The sequence below is a fragment of the Nostoc sp. NMS7 genome (assembly GCF_017115085.1).
GTDB lineage: Bacteria > Cyanobacteriota > Cyanobacteriia > Cyanobacteriales > Nostocaceae > Nostoc.
Map to the genome: position 1 here is coordinate 18,579 of NZ_JABXKJ010000114.1, position 15,697 is coordinate 34,275.

Annotated in this window: 13 protein-coding genes and 1 pseudogene; 9 read left to right on the forward strand and 5 right to left on the reverse strand. The window is 41.9% G+C overall.

Translation table 11 applies throughout. The features are described from left to right. Positions 1–84: 84 nt before the first annotated feature. The 3 genes and pseudogenes from HWQ38_RS11940 to HWQ38_RS11950 all read left to right on the forward strand — a co-directional run bounded on the left by HWQ38_RS11940 (position 85) and on the right by HWQ38_RS11950 (position 3,455). Positions 85–2,055 carry a cytochrome c peroxidase gene (locus tag HWQ38_RS11940; RefSeq protein WP_292793555.1) on the forward strand — a complete coding sequence of 657 codons (1,971 nt, stop codon included), beginning with the start codon at positions 85–87 and terminating at the stop codon, positions 2,053–2,055. A gap of 136 nt (positions 2,056–2,191) precedes the next feature. After that, positions 2,192–2,690, forward strand: a pseudogene (locus tag HWQ38_RS11945) (hypothetical protein); the annotation flags it as partial. Between the two features lie 429 nt (positions 2,691–3,119). Next, the gene (locus HWQ38_RS11950; RefSeq protein ID WP_292793557.1) at positions 3,120–3,455 is read left to right on the forward strand and encodes a helix-turn-helix domain-containing protein; all 336 of its coding nucleotides are present in this window, start codon (positions 3,120–3,122) and stop codon (positions 3,453–3,455) included. A 483-nt stretch (positions 3,456–3,938) separates the two neighbouring features. Here the strand turns inward: HWQ38_RS11950 and HWQ38_RS11955 are convergent, their stop codons facing one another. Genes HWQ38_RS11955 through HWQ38_RS11965 form a run of 3 tightly spaced genes read right to left on the reverse strand, consistent with a single transcriptional unit; the run spans position 3,939 to position 5,618 of the window. Continuing rightward, positions 3,939–4,331, reverse strand: coding sequence for a hypothetical protein (locus tag HWQ38_RS11955; protein ID WP_292793559.1), 393 nt, complete (start codon positions 4,329–4,331; stop codon positions 3,939–3,941). Positions 4,332–4,358: 27 nt separating this feature from the next. Further along, on the reverse strand, positions 4,359–4,964 hold the full coding sequence (locus tag HWQ38_RS11960; RefSeq protein WP_292793561.1) for a VWA domain-containing protein: 606 nt from the start codon (positions 4,962–4,964) through the stop codon (positions 4,359–4,361). Between the two features lie 48 nt (positions 4,965–5,012). Beyond that, complete coding sequence (locus HWQ38_RS11965) at positions 5,013–5,618, reverse strand: VWA domain-containing protein (RefSeq protein ID WP_292793563.1); 606 nt, start codon at positions 5,616–5,618, stop codon at positions 5,013–5,015. Positions 5,619–5,971: 353 nt separating this feature from the next. On the opposite strand from HWQ38_RS11965, the gene HWQ38_RS11970 reads away from it, so the two are divergent. Next, complete coding sequence (locus tag HWQ38_RS11970; protein ID WP_292793565.1) at positions 5,972–8,773, forward strand: PAS domain S-box protein; 2,802 nt, start codon at positions 5,972–5,974, stop codon at positions 8,771–8,773. A gap of 15 nt (positions 8,774–8,788) precedes the next feature. On the opposite strand, the gene obgE is transcribed toward HWQ38_RS11970, so the two are convergent. Both obgE and HWQ38_RS11980 read right to left on the reverse strand, forming a co-directional pair. Next, the gene (gene obgE / locus HWQ38_RS11975; protein WP_292793567.1) at positions 8,789–9,817 is read right to left on the reverse strand and encodes a GTPase ObgE; all 1,029 of its coding nucleotides are present in this window, start codon (positions 9,815–9,817) and stop codon (positions 8,789–8,791) included. A gap of 74 nt (positions 9,818–9,891) precedes the next feature. Continuing rightward, positions 9,892–10,569, reverse strand: a complete 678-nt coding sequence (locus HWQ38_RS11980; protein WP_292793569.1) for a Mo-dependent nitrogenase C-terminal domain-containing protein — start codon at positions 10,567–10,569, stop codon at positions 9,892–9,894. A gap of 468 nt (positions 10,570–11,037) precedes the next feature. Here HWQ38_RS11980 and HWQ38_RS11985 point away from each other — a divergent pair, with 468 nt between their 5' ends. The 5 genes from HWQ38_RS11985 to HWQ38_RS12005 all read left to right on the forward strand — a co-directional run bounded on the left by HWQ38_RS11985 (position 11,038) and on the right by HWQ38_RS12005 (position 15,394). Continuing rightward, a complete protein-coding gene (locus HWQ38_RS11985) occupies positions 11,038–12,138 on the forward strand; it encodes a glutamate--cysteine ligase (RefSeq protein ID WP_292793571.1) in 1,101 nt (366 codons plus the stop codon). Between the two features lie 526 nt (positions 12,139–12,664). Beyond that, the gene (locus tag HWQ38_RS11990; RefSeq protein ID WP_292793573.1) at positions 12,665–13,021 is read left to right on the forward strand and encodes a hypothetical protein; all 357 of its coding nucleotides are present in this window, start codon (positions 12,665–12,667) and stop codon (positions 13,019–13,021) included. Between the two features lie 391 nt (positions 13,022–13,412). Next, positions 13,413–13,952, forward strand: a complete 540-nt coding sequence (locus HWQ38_RS11995; protein WP_292793575.1) for a Dps family protein — start codon at positions 13,413–13,415, stop codon at positions 13,950–13,952. Between the two features lie 272 nt (positions 13,953–14,224). Continuing rightward, positions 14,225–14,992 (forward strand): ChaB family protein, encoded by a 768-nt coding sequence (locus HWQ38_RS12000; RefSeq protein ID WP_292793577.1) that lies wholly within the window; start codon positions 14,225–14,227, stop codon positions 14,990–14,992. A 219-nt stretch (positions 14,993–15,211) separates the two neighbouring features. Next, positions 15,212–15,394 carry a CsbD family protein gene (locus tag HWQ38_RS12005; RefSeq protein WP_292793579.1) on the forward strand — a complete coding sequence of 61 codons (183 nt, stop codon included), beginning with the start codon at positions 15,212–15,214 and terminating at the stop codon, positions 15,392–15,394. The last annotated feature ends 303 nt before the right edge of the window (positions 15,395–15,697 follow it).

Consider the following 15,697-nt stretch of genomic DNA (forward strand, 5'->3'; position numbering starts at 1 on the left):
CACCAAGGGTCGAGATTCAGAACTGGCCAGCTTAACTACCTGAGATCAAGATTTTCAAAGACTATAACAATTGCTGCCATTATTATGGTTGCAGTAATAGCTGGAAATACTGTATCAGCGCAGGTTACGGCCTCGCCTCCAGTTTCGCTCAAGAGCGTATCAGTTCCAGAGCCTAACAATCTTGGAGACTTCGTAAAAGATAAAGTAGCTGCAATCAAGTTAGGAAAGACTCTTTTTTGGGATATGCAGGTTGGGAGCGACGGACAGACTTCCTGTGCTAGTTGTCACTTCCATGCTGGAGCCGACAATAGATCCAAAAATCAGATTAATCCTGGGCTTTTGCGGGTCAACGCCGATGGTACACCGAATCCAGATACAACTTTTGATGTAGGTGGCGCACCAAACTACCAGCTAAAACCGGGAGATTTTCCCTTTCACAAGCTGTCGAACCCCAATGATCCTACGACTGTTGTATCTGACCGTAACGATGTTAGCTCATCTCAAGGAGCCTTCAATACGAAGTTTGTTAATGTCACACCTGGTAGTCCGCAAGACCAAGTAACAAACGAACCTGATCCGGTGTTTAATGTCAAAGGTACGAATGTGCGCCGCGTCCAGCCGCGCAATACGCCAACCGTAATTAATGCAGCATTTAACTTCCGCAACTTCTGGAACGGAAGGGCGCAAAACATCTTTAATGGGGTGAATCCCTTCGGTTTAAGAGATCCTAACGCCTTGGTTGTCAAAGCACCAAACCCCAAGCAGCTCGAATTTGTCAAAATTAGTCTGAATAATTCGTCTTTGGCTTCTCAGGCGGTCGGACCGCCACTCAGTTCCAGCGAGTTGTCCTCTGATGGTCGCACTTTTCAAAAAATTGGTGATAAGTTCGGGCAAATTGGCAGAATATCTCTGAGCGATCTGCTGCAAGGTCTTCTGTCAATTAACGGTACAAGCCTCCCCAGAGACTTGGCGCAAAAGTTATCTCGCCTCGCACCGCTAGGTAAACAGGTTGTGCATCCACAAGACAGCGTTTTAGGTGCAGACAGTAAATGGCCTCAACCAGGACTGAACTATAGCAGCTACAATCAGCTGATTCAAGATGCCTTTAAGCCGGAGTGGTGGGACTCTAAGCTACTGATCCAAGTTGATGCTGAAGGTAGACGGACTTTTGTCAAGCACCCTGATTACTCTTCCAAAACCCAAGAGTACAGGCTGTTGGAGTATAACTTCTCGCTCTTCTTCGGGCTAGCGATTCAGTTGTACGAGGCTACACTCATTGCCAATGATACGCCCTACGATCGCTTCTTGGAAGGAAACACCAACGCCCTCACCGTGCAGCAGCAACAAGGGAAGAAACTATTCGAGGGGAAGGGGTGCATCGGTTGCCATAGTGGGTTGGAATTAACAGGTGCTTCGGTGAGCAACGTAGCTAAAACCGGACGAATCGGACGTTCGCCGTTCGGTGCAAAATCCCCTGAAGACACTGGCTTCTTCAAGATTGGCGTCAGACCTGCCACGGACGATCCCGGTTTGGGTGGTAATGACGGTTTATCTGCTAATGGCCAAGGTAATCCACTCTCAGAGGCACGGTTGGCTCAACTAGGGACATTTAAAAATCTCCTGGGGGAAAACCCCCCTATCCTGACTCCACCGTTGAATTTAAATGAGAGCGTAGTTGCAGACGGAGCTTTCAAAGCACCTGGGCTTCGCAATGTGGAACTCACTGCCCCCTACTTTCACAATGGAAGTCAGGCGACCCTAGAGCAAGTGGTTGATTTTTACAGTCGTGGTGGTGACTTTGGAGGTCTTCCAATATTGAATTTGTCACCAGTGGAAAAACAGCAATTGGTCGCCTTTTTAAAAGGACTCACCGATGAGCGAGTTCTTCATGAGAAAGCGCCCTTTGACCACCCGCAACTGTTTGTTCCTAATGGACATCCGGGTAACTCTACCTCTGTTACCAATGATGGCACTGGCAACGCTACAGATAGCCTACTGGAAATTCCTGCCGTTGGTAGGAATGGTGGTGCTGGCACTCCAAATTTCCTGAACTAATACCATTTCACACAAACCCTGATACATATAGATTTCTCGTAGGGGCACAGCAATGCTCATTGGTGTCAACTTAAGCAAAAAGGAAGCATAAGATGTAATCTAAGAACATCTGAATTGATGTTCTTAGTTATACATCATGGGTAGAAAACGTCCAGCGCGAACAGGAAACCCAGATTTGCGGCAGCAAAAGCATATACCAGTGCCACCAATTGGGGAAATCGAGCAAGAAATATTTTCATTACTATCTTTGCGCAACTTTAAACCGTTAAAGTTGTATAAAAACGAAGACAAGAAGAAATTCCGAGATAGAATATTGAGCTTTGGATCGCCGACAGTTCAACGCTGGAAGCGCTAAGAAGGAAATTAAAAGCACTCAAAGAACAAGAAAAAACACTGGCTGGAAAAATCATGATGATGGTGGAAGCCTTTAGCCATCGACCAGTCACAACTTGGTATACAACAAACAGCAAAGCCAATGATAAAATTTGGTGCGATCTTTTAGGAGAGAGGTCAAAGTGTATTGCATACAAACGAGAAGGGCTATATATCGTCGTCGTTAGCGCGTTGAAGATGCTTTTCTGCTCACGAAACGGCTTTTAGGTTTAGCCTATATCTGGGTAGACGACACAAATGGTGATGCCAGTGACGCTGTTCCTTAGGGACTTCCAAAAAATAAATTATCCCAATTTCTGGAATCAACACGACTATTCCTCCCCCATGCTAGAAAGCTCCCTGCTCCCCTGCCTTAATGCGATGGAATATTTTTTTAGTTGGAAGTCCCTTATCTTGTGGAACATCAAAAGCTGTTTGGATTAGTCAAAACCAGGCGTAAGCGCCACCCTTGAGATTGACGCTTACACCCAACAAATTTGGGCAAAATCTTCTTAAGTTGACACCAATGAGCTTTTTCTGTGCCCCTAGGACAGATGTGGTTCAAATACATGAAAACTGCTGTCATAAAAATCAGCAAACATTAGCTATAAAAGACTAAAACAAGCAATAATCAGATAACTAGCAGTACTACCCAGCAAATCTGAGTCAGGTATACTTCCTAAAAATTAACTATGAAAGCTGAAGCAGAAAACCATCTCAGGCTGACTTGTGAAGTAGAAACTACTATAAAGGTGATTGGCGGACGCTGGAAAGTTTTGATTATTAGAGAATTAATGACTGGTGTCAAACGGTTTGGTGAGTTGCAACGGGCTTTACCTGGAGTTACGCAAAAGATGCTGACTCAGCAACTCAGAGAAATGGAGCAAGACGGGATTATTCATCGAGAAGTTTATCCGCAGATTCCACCCAAGGTAGAATATTCTCTAACGCCTTTAGGAGAAACTTTGCAACCAATTCTCTATGCTATGCATGAATGGGCTGTTCAACATTTCGCCGTAGAATCGTAGGTTGGGTTAAACGAACGCGAACAGCGTCCCGTAGGGAAGTGAAACCCAACAAACCACCGAAAATGTTGGGTTACCTGCGGGAACGCTTCTCTACGAGAGGCTCCGCCAACGCCAACAGCCCTGAAATTAGGACTAAAGTCCTTACTACAAACCTTGAATTATTCACGCCGCTCTACTTATTGTCCTATATTTGATTGCAAACACCGAGAGGTTAAGATCCCTGACTTCTTTAAGAAGTCGGGGATCTTTTTGTTCGTAACTCATTTAGGATTGCTAGAAGCAATAAATAATAATTGCTAACTTAAAATTTTAGCTAGCAGATTTCTCCGAATTACGTTAGCGTTCGCGTAGCGTCTCATAGAGAAGCGTTAGCGAGTCATGGTTCGCTTTTAGCGTCTCGTAGAGAGCGTCATTACGAATTACGAACTTGTACTGAGCGCAGCCGTTGGCGCAGCCTCTCGTAGAGAAGTATTACGAATTATTTTAATCATTGCTTCTTAAATATTCAATCGCAGCCTCTAATTTTGAGGAGTAACTTTCAGCAAACCTTTCAAACCAAAGTCCTTCGGACGAAAGTGAATCTAGTTTAGCTAACCATTGTTTTGCCTGCACTTTCAAAGCCTTTAGTTGTTTGGCTTTGAGTTGTTCTTGTCGAATTCCTTCCTGTTCTAGTTCTTGCTGTCTTTTTAACTCAATAGCAGTATCTTCTTTTGCAAAATCAGCCTGAACTTCTGCCAACAGGTTATCTATGAAAGATGACGACTTTGGCGATGGTGGAATAAAGGATTTAGCTGTGGCTGATTTGGATTGCTGTTCTGGTTGTACTTGTTTATATTCAGTTTGCAGTTCAGCTAATAGTTTATCAATGGAATCCATTTTTGCAATTCCTAATAAATGGTATAGCTAGTCATTAATGGCATTGAGCAACACTTCCGATAGACTCAAATCTTCCATATCTTCCATAGTAATTGTGTCACAGATATCAAACTTAGCACCAGCACTCTGAAGTTCATCGTCTAAGACTTTCAGAAAGCGGGTAGCTTGCTGATCTGTGCCGACTTGAATGAACGAAATAGCTAATTCTTCATCTCTGTCGATGCGGCGAGAAGCTTCAATAATCACTTTCATTACTGCTTTGCGATCGTCCGGTTCACCATCAGTAATCACTAAAATTATTTCACCATTTGGCTTTGTTTGACGGTCTGCTTTGCGTTGTAAATAATCATCAGTTGCGTGTTTCAATACACCTGCTAAGTCAGTTGTACCAGAGGGATCATTTTCTCGAAAAATTTGCGCTACCTTGCTAGACGTCACATTTTCGTATCGCTTGAATTTACCAGCGAATATATAGATAGTGATGCCATCTGGGTCAAATTGCTCACACTTACTAGCTAAAGCTAAAGTAGATTCCTGGGCTGCAACCCATCTACTTCGACCACCCTTTTGATCTTGGGTGGCCATGCTGCCGCTTTTATCGATAATCAAGGTATAGTCACGATTTTCTAGCATTATTCAATTCTCCAGTTAAGAGTTATTAGACTGTGGGCACTCACTACATTAGTCAGTTATGGCGTTGCTCAATACATCTGCAAGACTCATATCTTCTAAGTCGTCTAAAGTGACGGTATCGCAAATATCAAATTTAGCGCCGACACTTTGCAACTGGTCATCCAAAGCTTTGAGGAACTTAGTTGCTTGGGCATCTGAACCTACTTGAATGATCGAAATTGCTAATTCTTCATCACGTTCCATCTGGCGAGTAGCATGAATGATCACTTCAAACACAGCTTTGCGATCGTCTGGTTCCCCATCGGTGATCACTAAAATTGTCTCACCGTTTGGCTTCGCTTTACCGGCTGCTTTGCGTTGAAAGTAGTTATTGAGTGCATCCTGGAGTACACCTGCTAAGTTTGTCGTTCCAGAAGGGTCATTTTCGAGAAATATCTGAGTGACTTTGGCTGAGGTGACATCATCGTAGCGTTTAAATCTACCGGCAAATACGTAAACTGTAATCCCATCTGGGTCAAATTGTTCGGCCTTTCTTGCCAAAGCGAGTGTAGACTCTTGGGCTATCTCCCATCTACTTTTACCACCCACTTGGTCGGGTGTGGACATACTACCGCTTTTGTCAATGATTAATGTATAGTCGCGATCGCTCATCATAATATTCCGATGATTGTTACCCTGTGGTTCTAGTTTAACTCCGTTTTTTTACCACCAAGCAAGGCTTTTAAGTATTTGTATCAATCATGCTAATAAAAAAAGCCGCGCCACGGTTGACATCTAGTGAAATTAAATATGGGTTATCCAGAACCTTAGTACAATGACAAAGGGCAAATAACTAAATCGACGGACGACTATCCCGGATACCCCTGGAAGGGATGGGATTCCCGCCGATTTTCTTTGATTTGGTTGTTGCATCCTCATCTAGTCTGGGAATAATAAATACTACTCATGCTGACACACACGGAGTTAAACAAAAACTGTTTAGCTGAATTTTAGAGATAAATTTGGGTATGAAGCATCCTAGATTCTTAGATAACCCCGCGCCAAAACAAAACACGGAGCAGCAAAACTTCTCCCTGGCGTTTCTGCATCAGATGATTAATAGCATATCTGACCCAATTTTTGTCAAAGACCGTCAACATCGCTGGGTATTAGTTAACGATACCTACTGTGATTTCGTCGGTCATAGCCGAGAAGAATTAATTGGCAAGTCAGACGATGATTTTTTTCCTCAAGCAGAAGCTGATGTGTTTCGGCAAAAAGATGAACTGATTTTCACCGCAAATATTACCAATGAAAACCAGGATCTTTTTACCGATGCTGAAGGTATAATCCATCTGATCTCTACAAAAAAGTCTTGTTTTGAGGATGAGACTGGTAATAATTTTCTGGTAGGTAGTATTCGAGACATTATTTTACAGAATGAAGCCGGGAAAGTTCTGGATGTGACTGGCAGAGTTACTGATCTGACTGAACTCGTGCAAAAGAGCGAGGCACTTCGGGAAAGCCTGGAAGAATCAGATCGGCAAGCCGAGTCAGACCTACAGCGTACTAATGCTTTACTGCAAGCTCAACAAGAAGCTGCCATCGACGGAATTCTAATTATTGATGAAAATCGCACAATTCTATCATTTAATCAGAAATTCTCCCAGTTATGGCAAATTCCTGCGGCACTGTTCCAAACACGCGACGGTCGCCAACTCCTGGGATGGGTACTAGACAAACTAGCAAATCCAGATGAATTTCTAACTAAGGTGGAGTATCTTTATCAGTATCCAGAGGAAAGCAGCCGTGATGAAATTTTCCTAAAATCTGGAAAGATTTTTGACCGCTATTCTGCACCCGTGCGTAAACAGCAAGGAGCTTGTAGTGAGACATCACCTTCAGGAGACTATTACGGTAGGATTTGGTATTTTCGTGACATTACCGAATACAAGCAAGCAGAGGCAGAACTCAGGGCTTCACAGCAAAGATTGACGTTACTGGTTGAACAAACACCTTTAGCCATTATTGAATGGAATACTAATTTTCAGGTTCAGACATGGAATCGCGCAGCAGAAAGAATCTTTGGATACACCAAAGAGGAAATGCTGGAGAATCCTTTTGAAATTATAATTCCTGAGAAGGCCAGAAAACACGTAGATGAGATTGTCACCGCCTTGTTAACGCAACAAGGAGGAAATTTGAGTATAAACGAGAACCTCACTAAAGATGGCAGGACGATAGTCTGTGAGTGGTATAACAACCCGTTAGTGGCTCCTGATGGACAGGTGATTGGCGTTGCCTCAATGGGGTCAGACATCACAGAACGCAAACGAGCTGAAGAGGAACAGCAAAAATTTGTAGCTTTGATTGAAAACAGCAGTGACTTTATTGCCATTGCTTCAATGGAAACGGAAGTTATCTATGTGAACCCTGCCGGACTCAAGATGGTGGGACTTAATAGCCTAGAAGTAGCCAAAACCAAGTCAATGATTGATTTTCATTCACCAGAAGCTTTTGCAGAGTTGAGAGAGCAAATTATTCCTTTGATGTCTCAACATGGTTTTTGGCAAGGTGAGTTTCGCTATAGACATTTTCAAACGGGTATAGAAATTCCTACTGATTGCAACCTATTTATAGTTAAACATCCTGAAACAGGAGAGCCTTTTTGTCAGGTAGCTGTTGTTAGGGACATTACAGAACGTAAACAAGCCAAGGAAGCCCTGCTAAAGTCGGAAGCGCAACTACGACAACAAGCTCAAGACCTTAAGGAAACACTCCGCGAACTTCAACGCACCCAAACTCATTTAATTCAAAGTGAAAAGATGTCTAGCTTAGGTCAACTAGTCGCAGGAGTGGCACACGAAATCAATAACCCAGTCAATTTTATCTATGGCAACCTCAGTCCTGCCAAGGAATACACCCAAGATTTACTTGCACTTTTGCAACTCTACCAAAGTCATTATCCTAAACCTGTGCCAGAAATTGAGGATTTTGCAGAACTAATCGAACTGGACTTTTTGAAATCAGATTTGCCACAAATACTAAACTCAATGAACGTTGGAGCAGACCGCATTCGGGAGATTGTGCTTTCCTTGCGAACTTTTTCACGTTTAGATGAAGCCGGAATGAAAGCTGTTGATATCCATGAGGGAATCGACAGTACTCTGATGATTTTGCAAAGCCGCCTCAAGGGTAATGACCAGCGCCCAACCATTGAAATAATCAAAGAATACGGTAAACTACCACTGGTTCAATGTTACGCTGGGCAGCTAAACCAAGTATTCATGAATATTTTGTCAAATGCGATCGATGCTTTAGAAGAGGGAGTGGGGAGAAATCAATTCAAAATTCAAAATGACGCTCACGGACTCGCTAACGCTGCGCTAACAAAATTCAAAATTGTTCGCGCAGCATCTCGTAGAGAAGAAAAAGACTGGGGGGATGAGGGAGATGAGGGAGACAAGGGGAATAAGCAATGCCCAATGCCCAATACTTCGACAACGCTCAGTACAAGTGCCCAATGCCCCATGCCCAATTATCAATGCCCAATTTCGACAATTCGCATTTGCACTCAACTACAAAAGCCAAATCAGGTAATAATTAGGATTGCCGATAACGGATTAGGAATACCAGAAGATACTAAAAAACAACTATTCAATCCCTTCTTTACCACCAAGCCCATCGGCAAAGGTACGGGTATGGGGCTTGCCATCAGCTACCAGATCATTGCAGAAAGACATGGCGGTTCCTTAGAATGTATTTCGCAGCCAGGACAAGGCGCTGAGTTTGTAATTAACATTCCCCTGATTCAGCAGACTTCAACATAATTCGTGATTATTTCCTCAGCTAAATACCTCCACTTCTTCAGGAACCTTCATTTGATCGAGAATTCCCCAAATTTCTTGTAACATCGGCTCTAAGCCGGTGCGGGTAACGGCTGAAATCACAAAAACCGGGGCGTAGGAGAGATGATTAAGTTGGGTAGCTAACGCCTCCAAATCCACAGTTTCTCGATCAACAGCATCAATTTTATTCAGCGCCAAAATTTGCGGACGTTCTGCTAAACCCTGTCCATAAGCTTGTAATTCTTGCTTAATTATGTTATAATCCCTAACCACATCATCACTAGTGGCATCAATTAGGTGAAGTAAGACTCGCGTGCGCTCGATATGGCGCAAGAAATCATGTCCCAGCCCTGCTCCGTGGGCTGCTCCCTCAATTAGTCCGGGAATGTCGGCGAAAACAGTACCATCGCCAGTAGGTTTCCGCACTACACCCAAATTTGGGATCAGGGTAGTGAAGGGGTAGTCGGCAATTTTTGGACGTGCAGCTGATAAAGATGAAATTAGAGTGGATTTACCAGCATTTGGTAAGCCAATAATCCCCACTTCTGCCAAAAGTTTTAACTCCAGACGCAGCTGCTTTATTTCTCCTGGTAATCCTGGGAGGGCGTATTCTGGGGCGCGGTTACGGTTACTCAAGAAATGCTGATTTCCCAGTCCGCCTTTACCACCTTGGGCAATCCGCAAAGTCTGCTTTGGCTCAATTAAATCACCCAACAATTCGCTAGTTCCAGCATCATAAATGGTCGTACCGCAGGGAACTTCGATGATCAAATCCTTTCCTCCGGCTCCAGTGCAGTTACTTGGCCCGCCACGAGTACCTTTTTCTGCCTGAAAGCGATGGTTGTATCTGAAGTCCAACAAGGTTTGCAGATTTTCATCGGCAACGAAAATTACCGAACCGCCTCGTCCCCCATTACCACCAGAGGGTCCACCAGTTGGCACGTACTTCTCCCGCCGGAAGGCGACAATACCATCGCCGCCTTTACCAGCTTCAACTTCAATTTCTGCTTGGTCGATAAATTGCATACTTAATAATAGTGAAAAGTGAGGAGTTAGGAATTAGGAGTTAAAAATTATAACTTCTCATTATATCACTTTAACTAAATATATGCCGAAACATCTTCACCGCAGTTATCTGCCAGATAGCAGAGGGCGCGGAAACGTAAACCTACCAGTTGCTCATATAACGGGTTAATTTTACACATCGGCGGGATGTGGACAATCTTGTGTCCAAATAGGGTGATATCCCGCTCAAAGGGACACTGGGAGGGAATCATTTTACACAAAAAACGGGCTACTCTGGGGTCTTGGATATCTAGCCCATCGAGCCATTCACGCAGGGGATGTAGTGCATTAATTTGACGCTTTGTAAGTCTAGGGCTGGGGATTGTTAAGTTAATTTGCTGTGGGCGTTCTAGGGTGTGGCGAAGGGCTTGGAGTAAATTCTCCGGCTGTTCCAAGACTTGGCAGAACTGTTGCAAAACCTGATCTTCGCTGGGAGAATAAGTACCATCTGCGATCGCTACCATCACCGCTGTCCTCAAGAAATTTTCCGATGCTGGCGTACCTTTAGCCAACACTGCGGCTAATTCTTCTGGCGTAATTACCTCTAGTGAGTCCCATTTAATCCCAAAAGCTAATTCATCTTTAGTGATGCTGGCAATTAATTTCTGTTCTTCGGCATCAAAATTACCATCTGCCCAAGCAATAGTCAGCAGTCCACGCAACCAAGCGGCAATTTGTTCGCTGCTGTAGGGGGATTGAACGGTACTTGTCATAAAACTTACGTCTCAAGCTTTCCTCAGTCAATACTAAGCTACCCTACTGAGTGACTATGAAGATAGTGGGGGCAGCCCAGAAAAATCAACAAAGTGCGTAGGCTTCGCCCCATAGAGACATAAACCAGAGAAGTTTTCAAATCGCAACAGTCGCTCTTGAGGTAAGATCCATTTAAGAATCATCTGGAAAATTTTTCTACTTAAATTTATGAATCATACTAAAGTTATCATCGTTGTCATCAAAAAATCCTCACTAATTCCTTTGTGAATAACAACCCTAAAAGTTTCCGAAGCAGACCTGTCTAACTAGGTCACTAATTAGCAGGGATTTAAAACAGCATTTGATTGATGCTGATTGCCCAAAATTCACTCCTGCTAAAAAATCTTACTTATATGTTGCTGCTTACATATTTATTGGCAGCGTTTAGATTAGCTTGAATCCCAATTATTAAAATTAAGGTATAGATAATGTTTTTCTTTGGCATTGAGCATGAAGTAGCTTTCCTGAACAAAGAAGGAGAGTTTGCTGATTTTTCTCGCACAAAATTTGCTGAGTTCAATCAAATTATTGAAAAGCTACCCATATACCCTAGTGACTATCCTCAACTGCGCGTTGGGGACGCTGGTATTAAGATGAAGAGATGGTACATTGAGGGATTTGAAAGATTTGCTGATTCCGATAAAGTGATAAACTGTCATGTTAAAGGTATTGAAATTAGAACAACTATACATTCTGATATTCAAGGCGCTAGTACTGAATTATCAGAAAGTTTTCACTTGCTACGTGAAGTTGCTGCTAACTTTAATTTATCACCAGTTTTGGTCAGTTTTAATCCCTACAATCCGATTTTTGAGCCTCAACCCCCATTAAACGATTATGAAATCAGACAGTTACAGGCTGATCATGACGAACAAACTGCTCATATTCATATGGTGACATACGGTCCAGATTTAAATATTTCAGTCGCAGATATGTCTACTGAAGATATGATTGATATTGGCAGAAAATTAACTTATTACAGTCCCTATATCGTCCCTTTTAGTTATAGTTCCCCTTTTTATAATGGAGGTTTATGGGATGGGCTATCGGTACGAACGTTTATCAGAACCGGAAAAAGACCAGCAGCTCTGGTTTTTGTTCAAAAACAGGAACAACTGATTAATAGCATACCTTCTTTAACAAAAATCGCCCGCATTCCGGCTGAAGTTGGACGCATTGAATTTAAGGCTTGTGATAGTTGTGATGATTTTTCCACCTATGCAGCATTACTGGCCTTATTGAAAGGTTTGGTGTTAGATGAAACCTTGCTGGGTAGAGCAACTGTACCTGATGCAGCATTACATCAACTTTCTGCAAAAGAAGGGTTTGACAATGAGGATATTTTTGACAATGCGACAAAAGTTTTACAAGCAGCCGAAGTTGCCTTGGGAGATGATCCAGATGTTGATTATTTAACGCCGTTAAAAGTGCTGCTGGCGAAGCGAAAAACAAGATCACATGAACTAATAGAAATGTTCCATCGCGTAAGTTCAATAAAAGAGGTAATAAGGCAGACTTATCAAGTTTAAAGGAAAGATATATTTTCCCCCCTTTTTTAAGGGCGGATCTTTATATAAGTTGATCCTTTACAAATATCCTTTAAGGTGCATAGTCCTGAAAGTCCTTTGATTGGATAAAATCGAGCTAACTGAACATAAATAATAGAGCCGTTAACCTGCCAAAACTAGATTAAGTCGATATATCTAGAGACTGATTTTATTGTGACTAGAGATGCAGAAAATTTCATTCTAGAGATTGATGCAGGCGTTAGCATTTTCAAAGTAAAAGTAGAAATAGCGAACCTGGAAACGAAGAATGTCAATAAAAAATGTAATATTTTTGCTAAAGAATTAAGGTGGTATTTGCTTATTATCCCTTACTAATTCGATGCAGAAATCCTCAGAGAATTTCTTCGTAAGGTTCGTTTTTAAAGAACTTCAAGACTGAAGGGGAGCTTGTTAGTTTTATTATTGCTCAAATTTGCTAAATTAGCTATAAGCTCTCGCTCTTTAAGTACAAGTTCTGTGTTGTTAAAGCTGTTATCGAGGATTACAAATGAAGATTATTGCTGCTGTTTTATCTATCTTCCGTCCAGTACGTTTTCTAGTTGTGGCTTTCACTTGTGCCTTAATATTGTTATCTAATACTTTTCCTGCTTTTGCAATCGATAGCTACCAAAGTGACACGACCGAAGGTACTACACAACTCCTTGACATTCAGCGCAAAACTGACGAAGCTGCTAAAGAACCACCATATGGATTGAGAAAGGTTCAAAAGGAGTCTAATGAAGGACTCAATGAGGTTCAGGGAGCTGCTGATATTGACAAGCAGAAGCGTCCTGAAAATTCACAGGGTTCAACCTCAGTGGAAGAGAATGTAAAGAATTTTTTGGGCAAAGTTACAGGTAACTAACAGAGTTAATTCCTTGGTAATTTTTCGGTAGTAATGGGTATTGTGTAAAAGCAGTGACCCATTACTAATTAGGAAGGTGAAGTTGGCAACTGCAATTAAGCATAAAAGTATGTTATCTCAGAGCATCTTTGGTTAAACTGGGTTTAGATAGTTTTAATTACAGATATCCTGATTAACTATTATATTTAATTAACATTTTTATTCTATTAGCTGAACATAATCAGTAAAGTTCGCTAATTACTAAATTATTCGCTTAATACTACCTATTAAGACATAGGCATAATTATCAATGTGGCAATTAATTTAAACTTACAATATTCCCTTTGGTTGATGTGGATTATGCCGTAAATTTGAGAAGATAGTGAATAAGTTTGCTTAGGGATGGAAAACAATGCGTGCGATAAACATTGGTTTGACAGAAGAACAGCGTGAAGGTGTAATTAATCTGTTGAATCAAGATTTGGCAGATGCCTATTTACTATTGGTGAAAACCAAAAAGTACCACTGGGATGTCGTTGGTCCTCAGTTCCGCTCTTTGCACCAGCTTTGGGAAGAACACTACCAAAAGCTGACTCTAAATATTGATGCTTTGGCAGAGCGGATTCGTGCTTTGGGTGGTTATCCAATTGGCACATTGGAGGGATTTCTCAAGCTTGCTACCCTGAAGGAACATGCTGGCAATGTACCCACAGCAACAGGTATGGTAGCTAATTTAGTGAATGACCACGAACAGGTTATTCGTAACTTAAGAGACCATGTGGATCAGTCTGGTGAAAAGTTCCACGATCAGGGAACTGCTGACTTTTTAACTGGACTCCTGGAACAGCATGAAGAGATAGCTTGGATGCTGCGTTCATTTATTGAAGGAGAAGCACTAGACCCAGATGGTAGAAAGCCAGCAGCAGAGTCTAAGACTCCTGTAGGTGTGTAGCTAATAAGGTCTGAGTTGAGGATGGCTAGACTGTGAAACCAGTTGAGGGAGGATTGATTCCTCCTTGAACTGGTGTGTAAGGATTAATCTGGCTGCATCTACCTATTCGCCATATTAATTCTAAAAACAAGATAATCAGGACTTACGCAAACAATAGCCCAAAAGAATGATTTTTAGGTAGGGGCAATACCCTGCGGTCAGCTAAAGCTACATGAATTGCCCCTAAGTGCGTGTAGCTTTGCGTAAGTCTTAATAATATAAGGGGTATTTAAGTGCCAGAAGTTTATAAAGCAGAACGTACTATATCTGCTGTATTTAAAGAACAAAAGCAAATTGATCAGGTGATTCGAGGTTTACTAGACAGGGGTGTGCCTAAAGATCATATTTCGGTCATGGGCAGAAACTTCCAGTCGGAAACTAGAATTGCTGGCTTTATTAGTAAAAAAGACGTGATTCTGGGAGGTTTGAGAACAGGGGCAGTTTTTGGTTCTTTGTTTGGTTCCTTTCTCAGCTTGCTCACGGGTGTAGGCTTACTAGTTATTCCCTTTGTCGGCTCAATTGTGGCAGCAGGACCGATTGGTGCAGTGCTGTTGGGGGCTGCTAGTGGAGCGATCGCAGGTAGTGCAGGTGCCGGTCTAGTATCGGTTCTAACTACTTTGGGGATGCCAGAAGATAAAGCGGCTATCTACCAAACCCGCTTACAAGCCGGCGAGTTTTTCTTAATGGCAGAAGTTCCGAGCGATTGCGCTGGCGAATTTGAATTGCTGCTGGAAGCTGCTGGTGGCGAAGAAATGCACACAATTGAGAAAACTCTGGCTCGTTCTGGTTCGGGACAGTGCAACAGTCCAGAGGACTTGTCTCCTGAGGTTCGCGCTCATCTTTCTGATGAAGCTCAGAGTACCTTTATTGAGCGTTATAACACTGTTTTCAATGAGAGAAGTGACGAATTTACGGCTGAACAAGCTGCTTGGGAAACCGTTCATCAGCAATATGATGAAGATGAAAACGGTTTCTGGTCAAAAGCCAAAGTTAAAGTTTAAACTACATTGCCTATGTGATTTTCACTTATATCTCTAGTAAATACCAGTGCGATCGCTATCATCATTTGTAATTTTCATAGTGGTTCTTATCGCATCCGGCATCTATCTTAGGTTAATATAACTTATAAAATTATTCTATCGGTTGATAGAAGCAAATAATAATATACTATTGTTAGTTTTTGTAATAGATGAATCAACTAGAAGCTGGAAATAAAAACCATGAGTGCTGAAAAAAGAGTAGAAGCTACGGCAAAAAATATTGAAGGAAAAATTCAAGAGGTTGTGGGTGAAATAACCGGTAATCCCCAATATAAAGCTGAAGGACAAGCAAAGCAAGCTGAAGCCCAAGTTACTCACACTGTAGAAAACATTAAAGACGAACTTAAGAAAGATGTAGACTAATTTAGCTTGGGCGGTGCAAATAGCAATACTAGGGATGATTTATTACTAATAGTCTAACATTAATTACTCCACTTCCTCAAAGTTAGTGGAGTTTTTGTTGTATTGGGGCAAAATAATCAAATTATTTCACGTATTCTTTAAAAGAATATCAATTATCTGATTGAATCTAGGATCGCGATGATAACCACATAGTAAGATGAAACAATGGGAATGTCCATTTTCTAAAGCTACAGAATAAAAATCGTTATAGGTAAAAATTAACTTCCCTTCCCTCCTTTTTCCTCACTTACAAACTGACAATCC

What these genes read in the sequence shown, in the direction of transcription:
- HWQ38_RS11940 (WP_292793555.1), top strand. Translation starts at nt 85, where the DNA reads ATGGTTGCAGTAATAGCTGGAAATACTGTATCAGCGCAGGTTACGGCC.
- HWQ38_RS11950 (WP_292793557.1), top strand. Translation starts at nt 3,120, where the DNA reads ATGAAAGCTGAAGCAGAAAACCATCTCAGGCTGACTTGTGAAGTAGAA.
- HWQ38_RS11955 (WP_292793559.1), bottom strand. Translation starts at nt 4,331, where the DNA reads ATGGATTCCATTGATAAACTATTAGCTGAACTGCAAACTGAATATAAA.
- HWQ38_RS11960 (WP_292793561.1), bottom strand. Translation starts at nt 4,964, where the DNA reads ATGCTAGAAAATCGTGACTATACCTTGATTATCGATAAAAGCGGCAGC.
- HWQ38_RS11965 (WP_292793563.1), bottom strand. Translation starts at nt 5,618, where the DNA reads ATGATGAGCGATCGCGACTATACATTAATCATTGACAAAAGCGGTAGT.
- HWQ38_RS11970 (WP_292793565.1), top strand. Translation starts at nt 5,972, where the DNA reads ATGAAGCATCCTAGATTCTTAGATAACCCCGCGCCAAAACAAAACACG.
- obgE (WP_292793567.1), bottom strand. Translation starts at nt 9,817, where the DNA reads ATGCAATTTATCGACCAAGCAGAAATTGAAGTTGAAGCTGGTAAAGGC.
- HWQ38_RS11980 (WP_292793569.1), bottom strand. Translation starts at nt 10,569, where the DNA reads ATGACAAGTACCGTTCAATCCCCCTACAGCAGCGAACAAATTGCCGCT.
- HWQ38_RS11985 (WP_292793571.1), top strand. Translation starts at nt 11,038, where the DNA reads ATGTTTTTCTTTGGCATTGAGCATGAAGTAGCTTTCCTGAACAAAGAA.
- HWQ38_RS11990 (WP_292793573.1), top strand. Translation starts at nt 12,665, where the DNA reads ATGAAGATTATTGCTGCTGTTTTATCTATCTTCCGTCCAGTACGTTTT.
- HWQ38_RS11995 (WP_292793575.1), top strand. Translation starts at nt 13,413, where the DNA reads ATGCGTGCGATAAACATTGGTTTGACAGAAGAACAGCGTGAAGGTGTA.
- HWQ38_RS12005 (WP_292793579.1), top strand. Translation starts at nt 15,212, where the DNA reads ATGAGTGCTGAAAAAAGAGTAGAAGCTACGGCAAAAAATATTGAAGGA.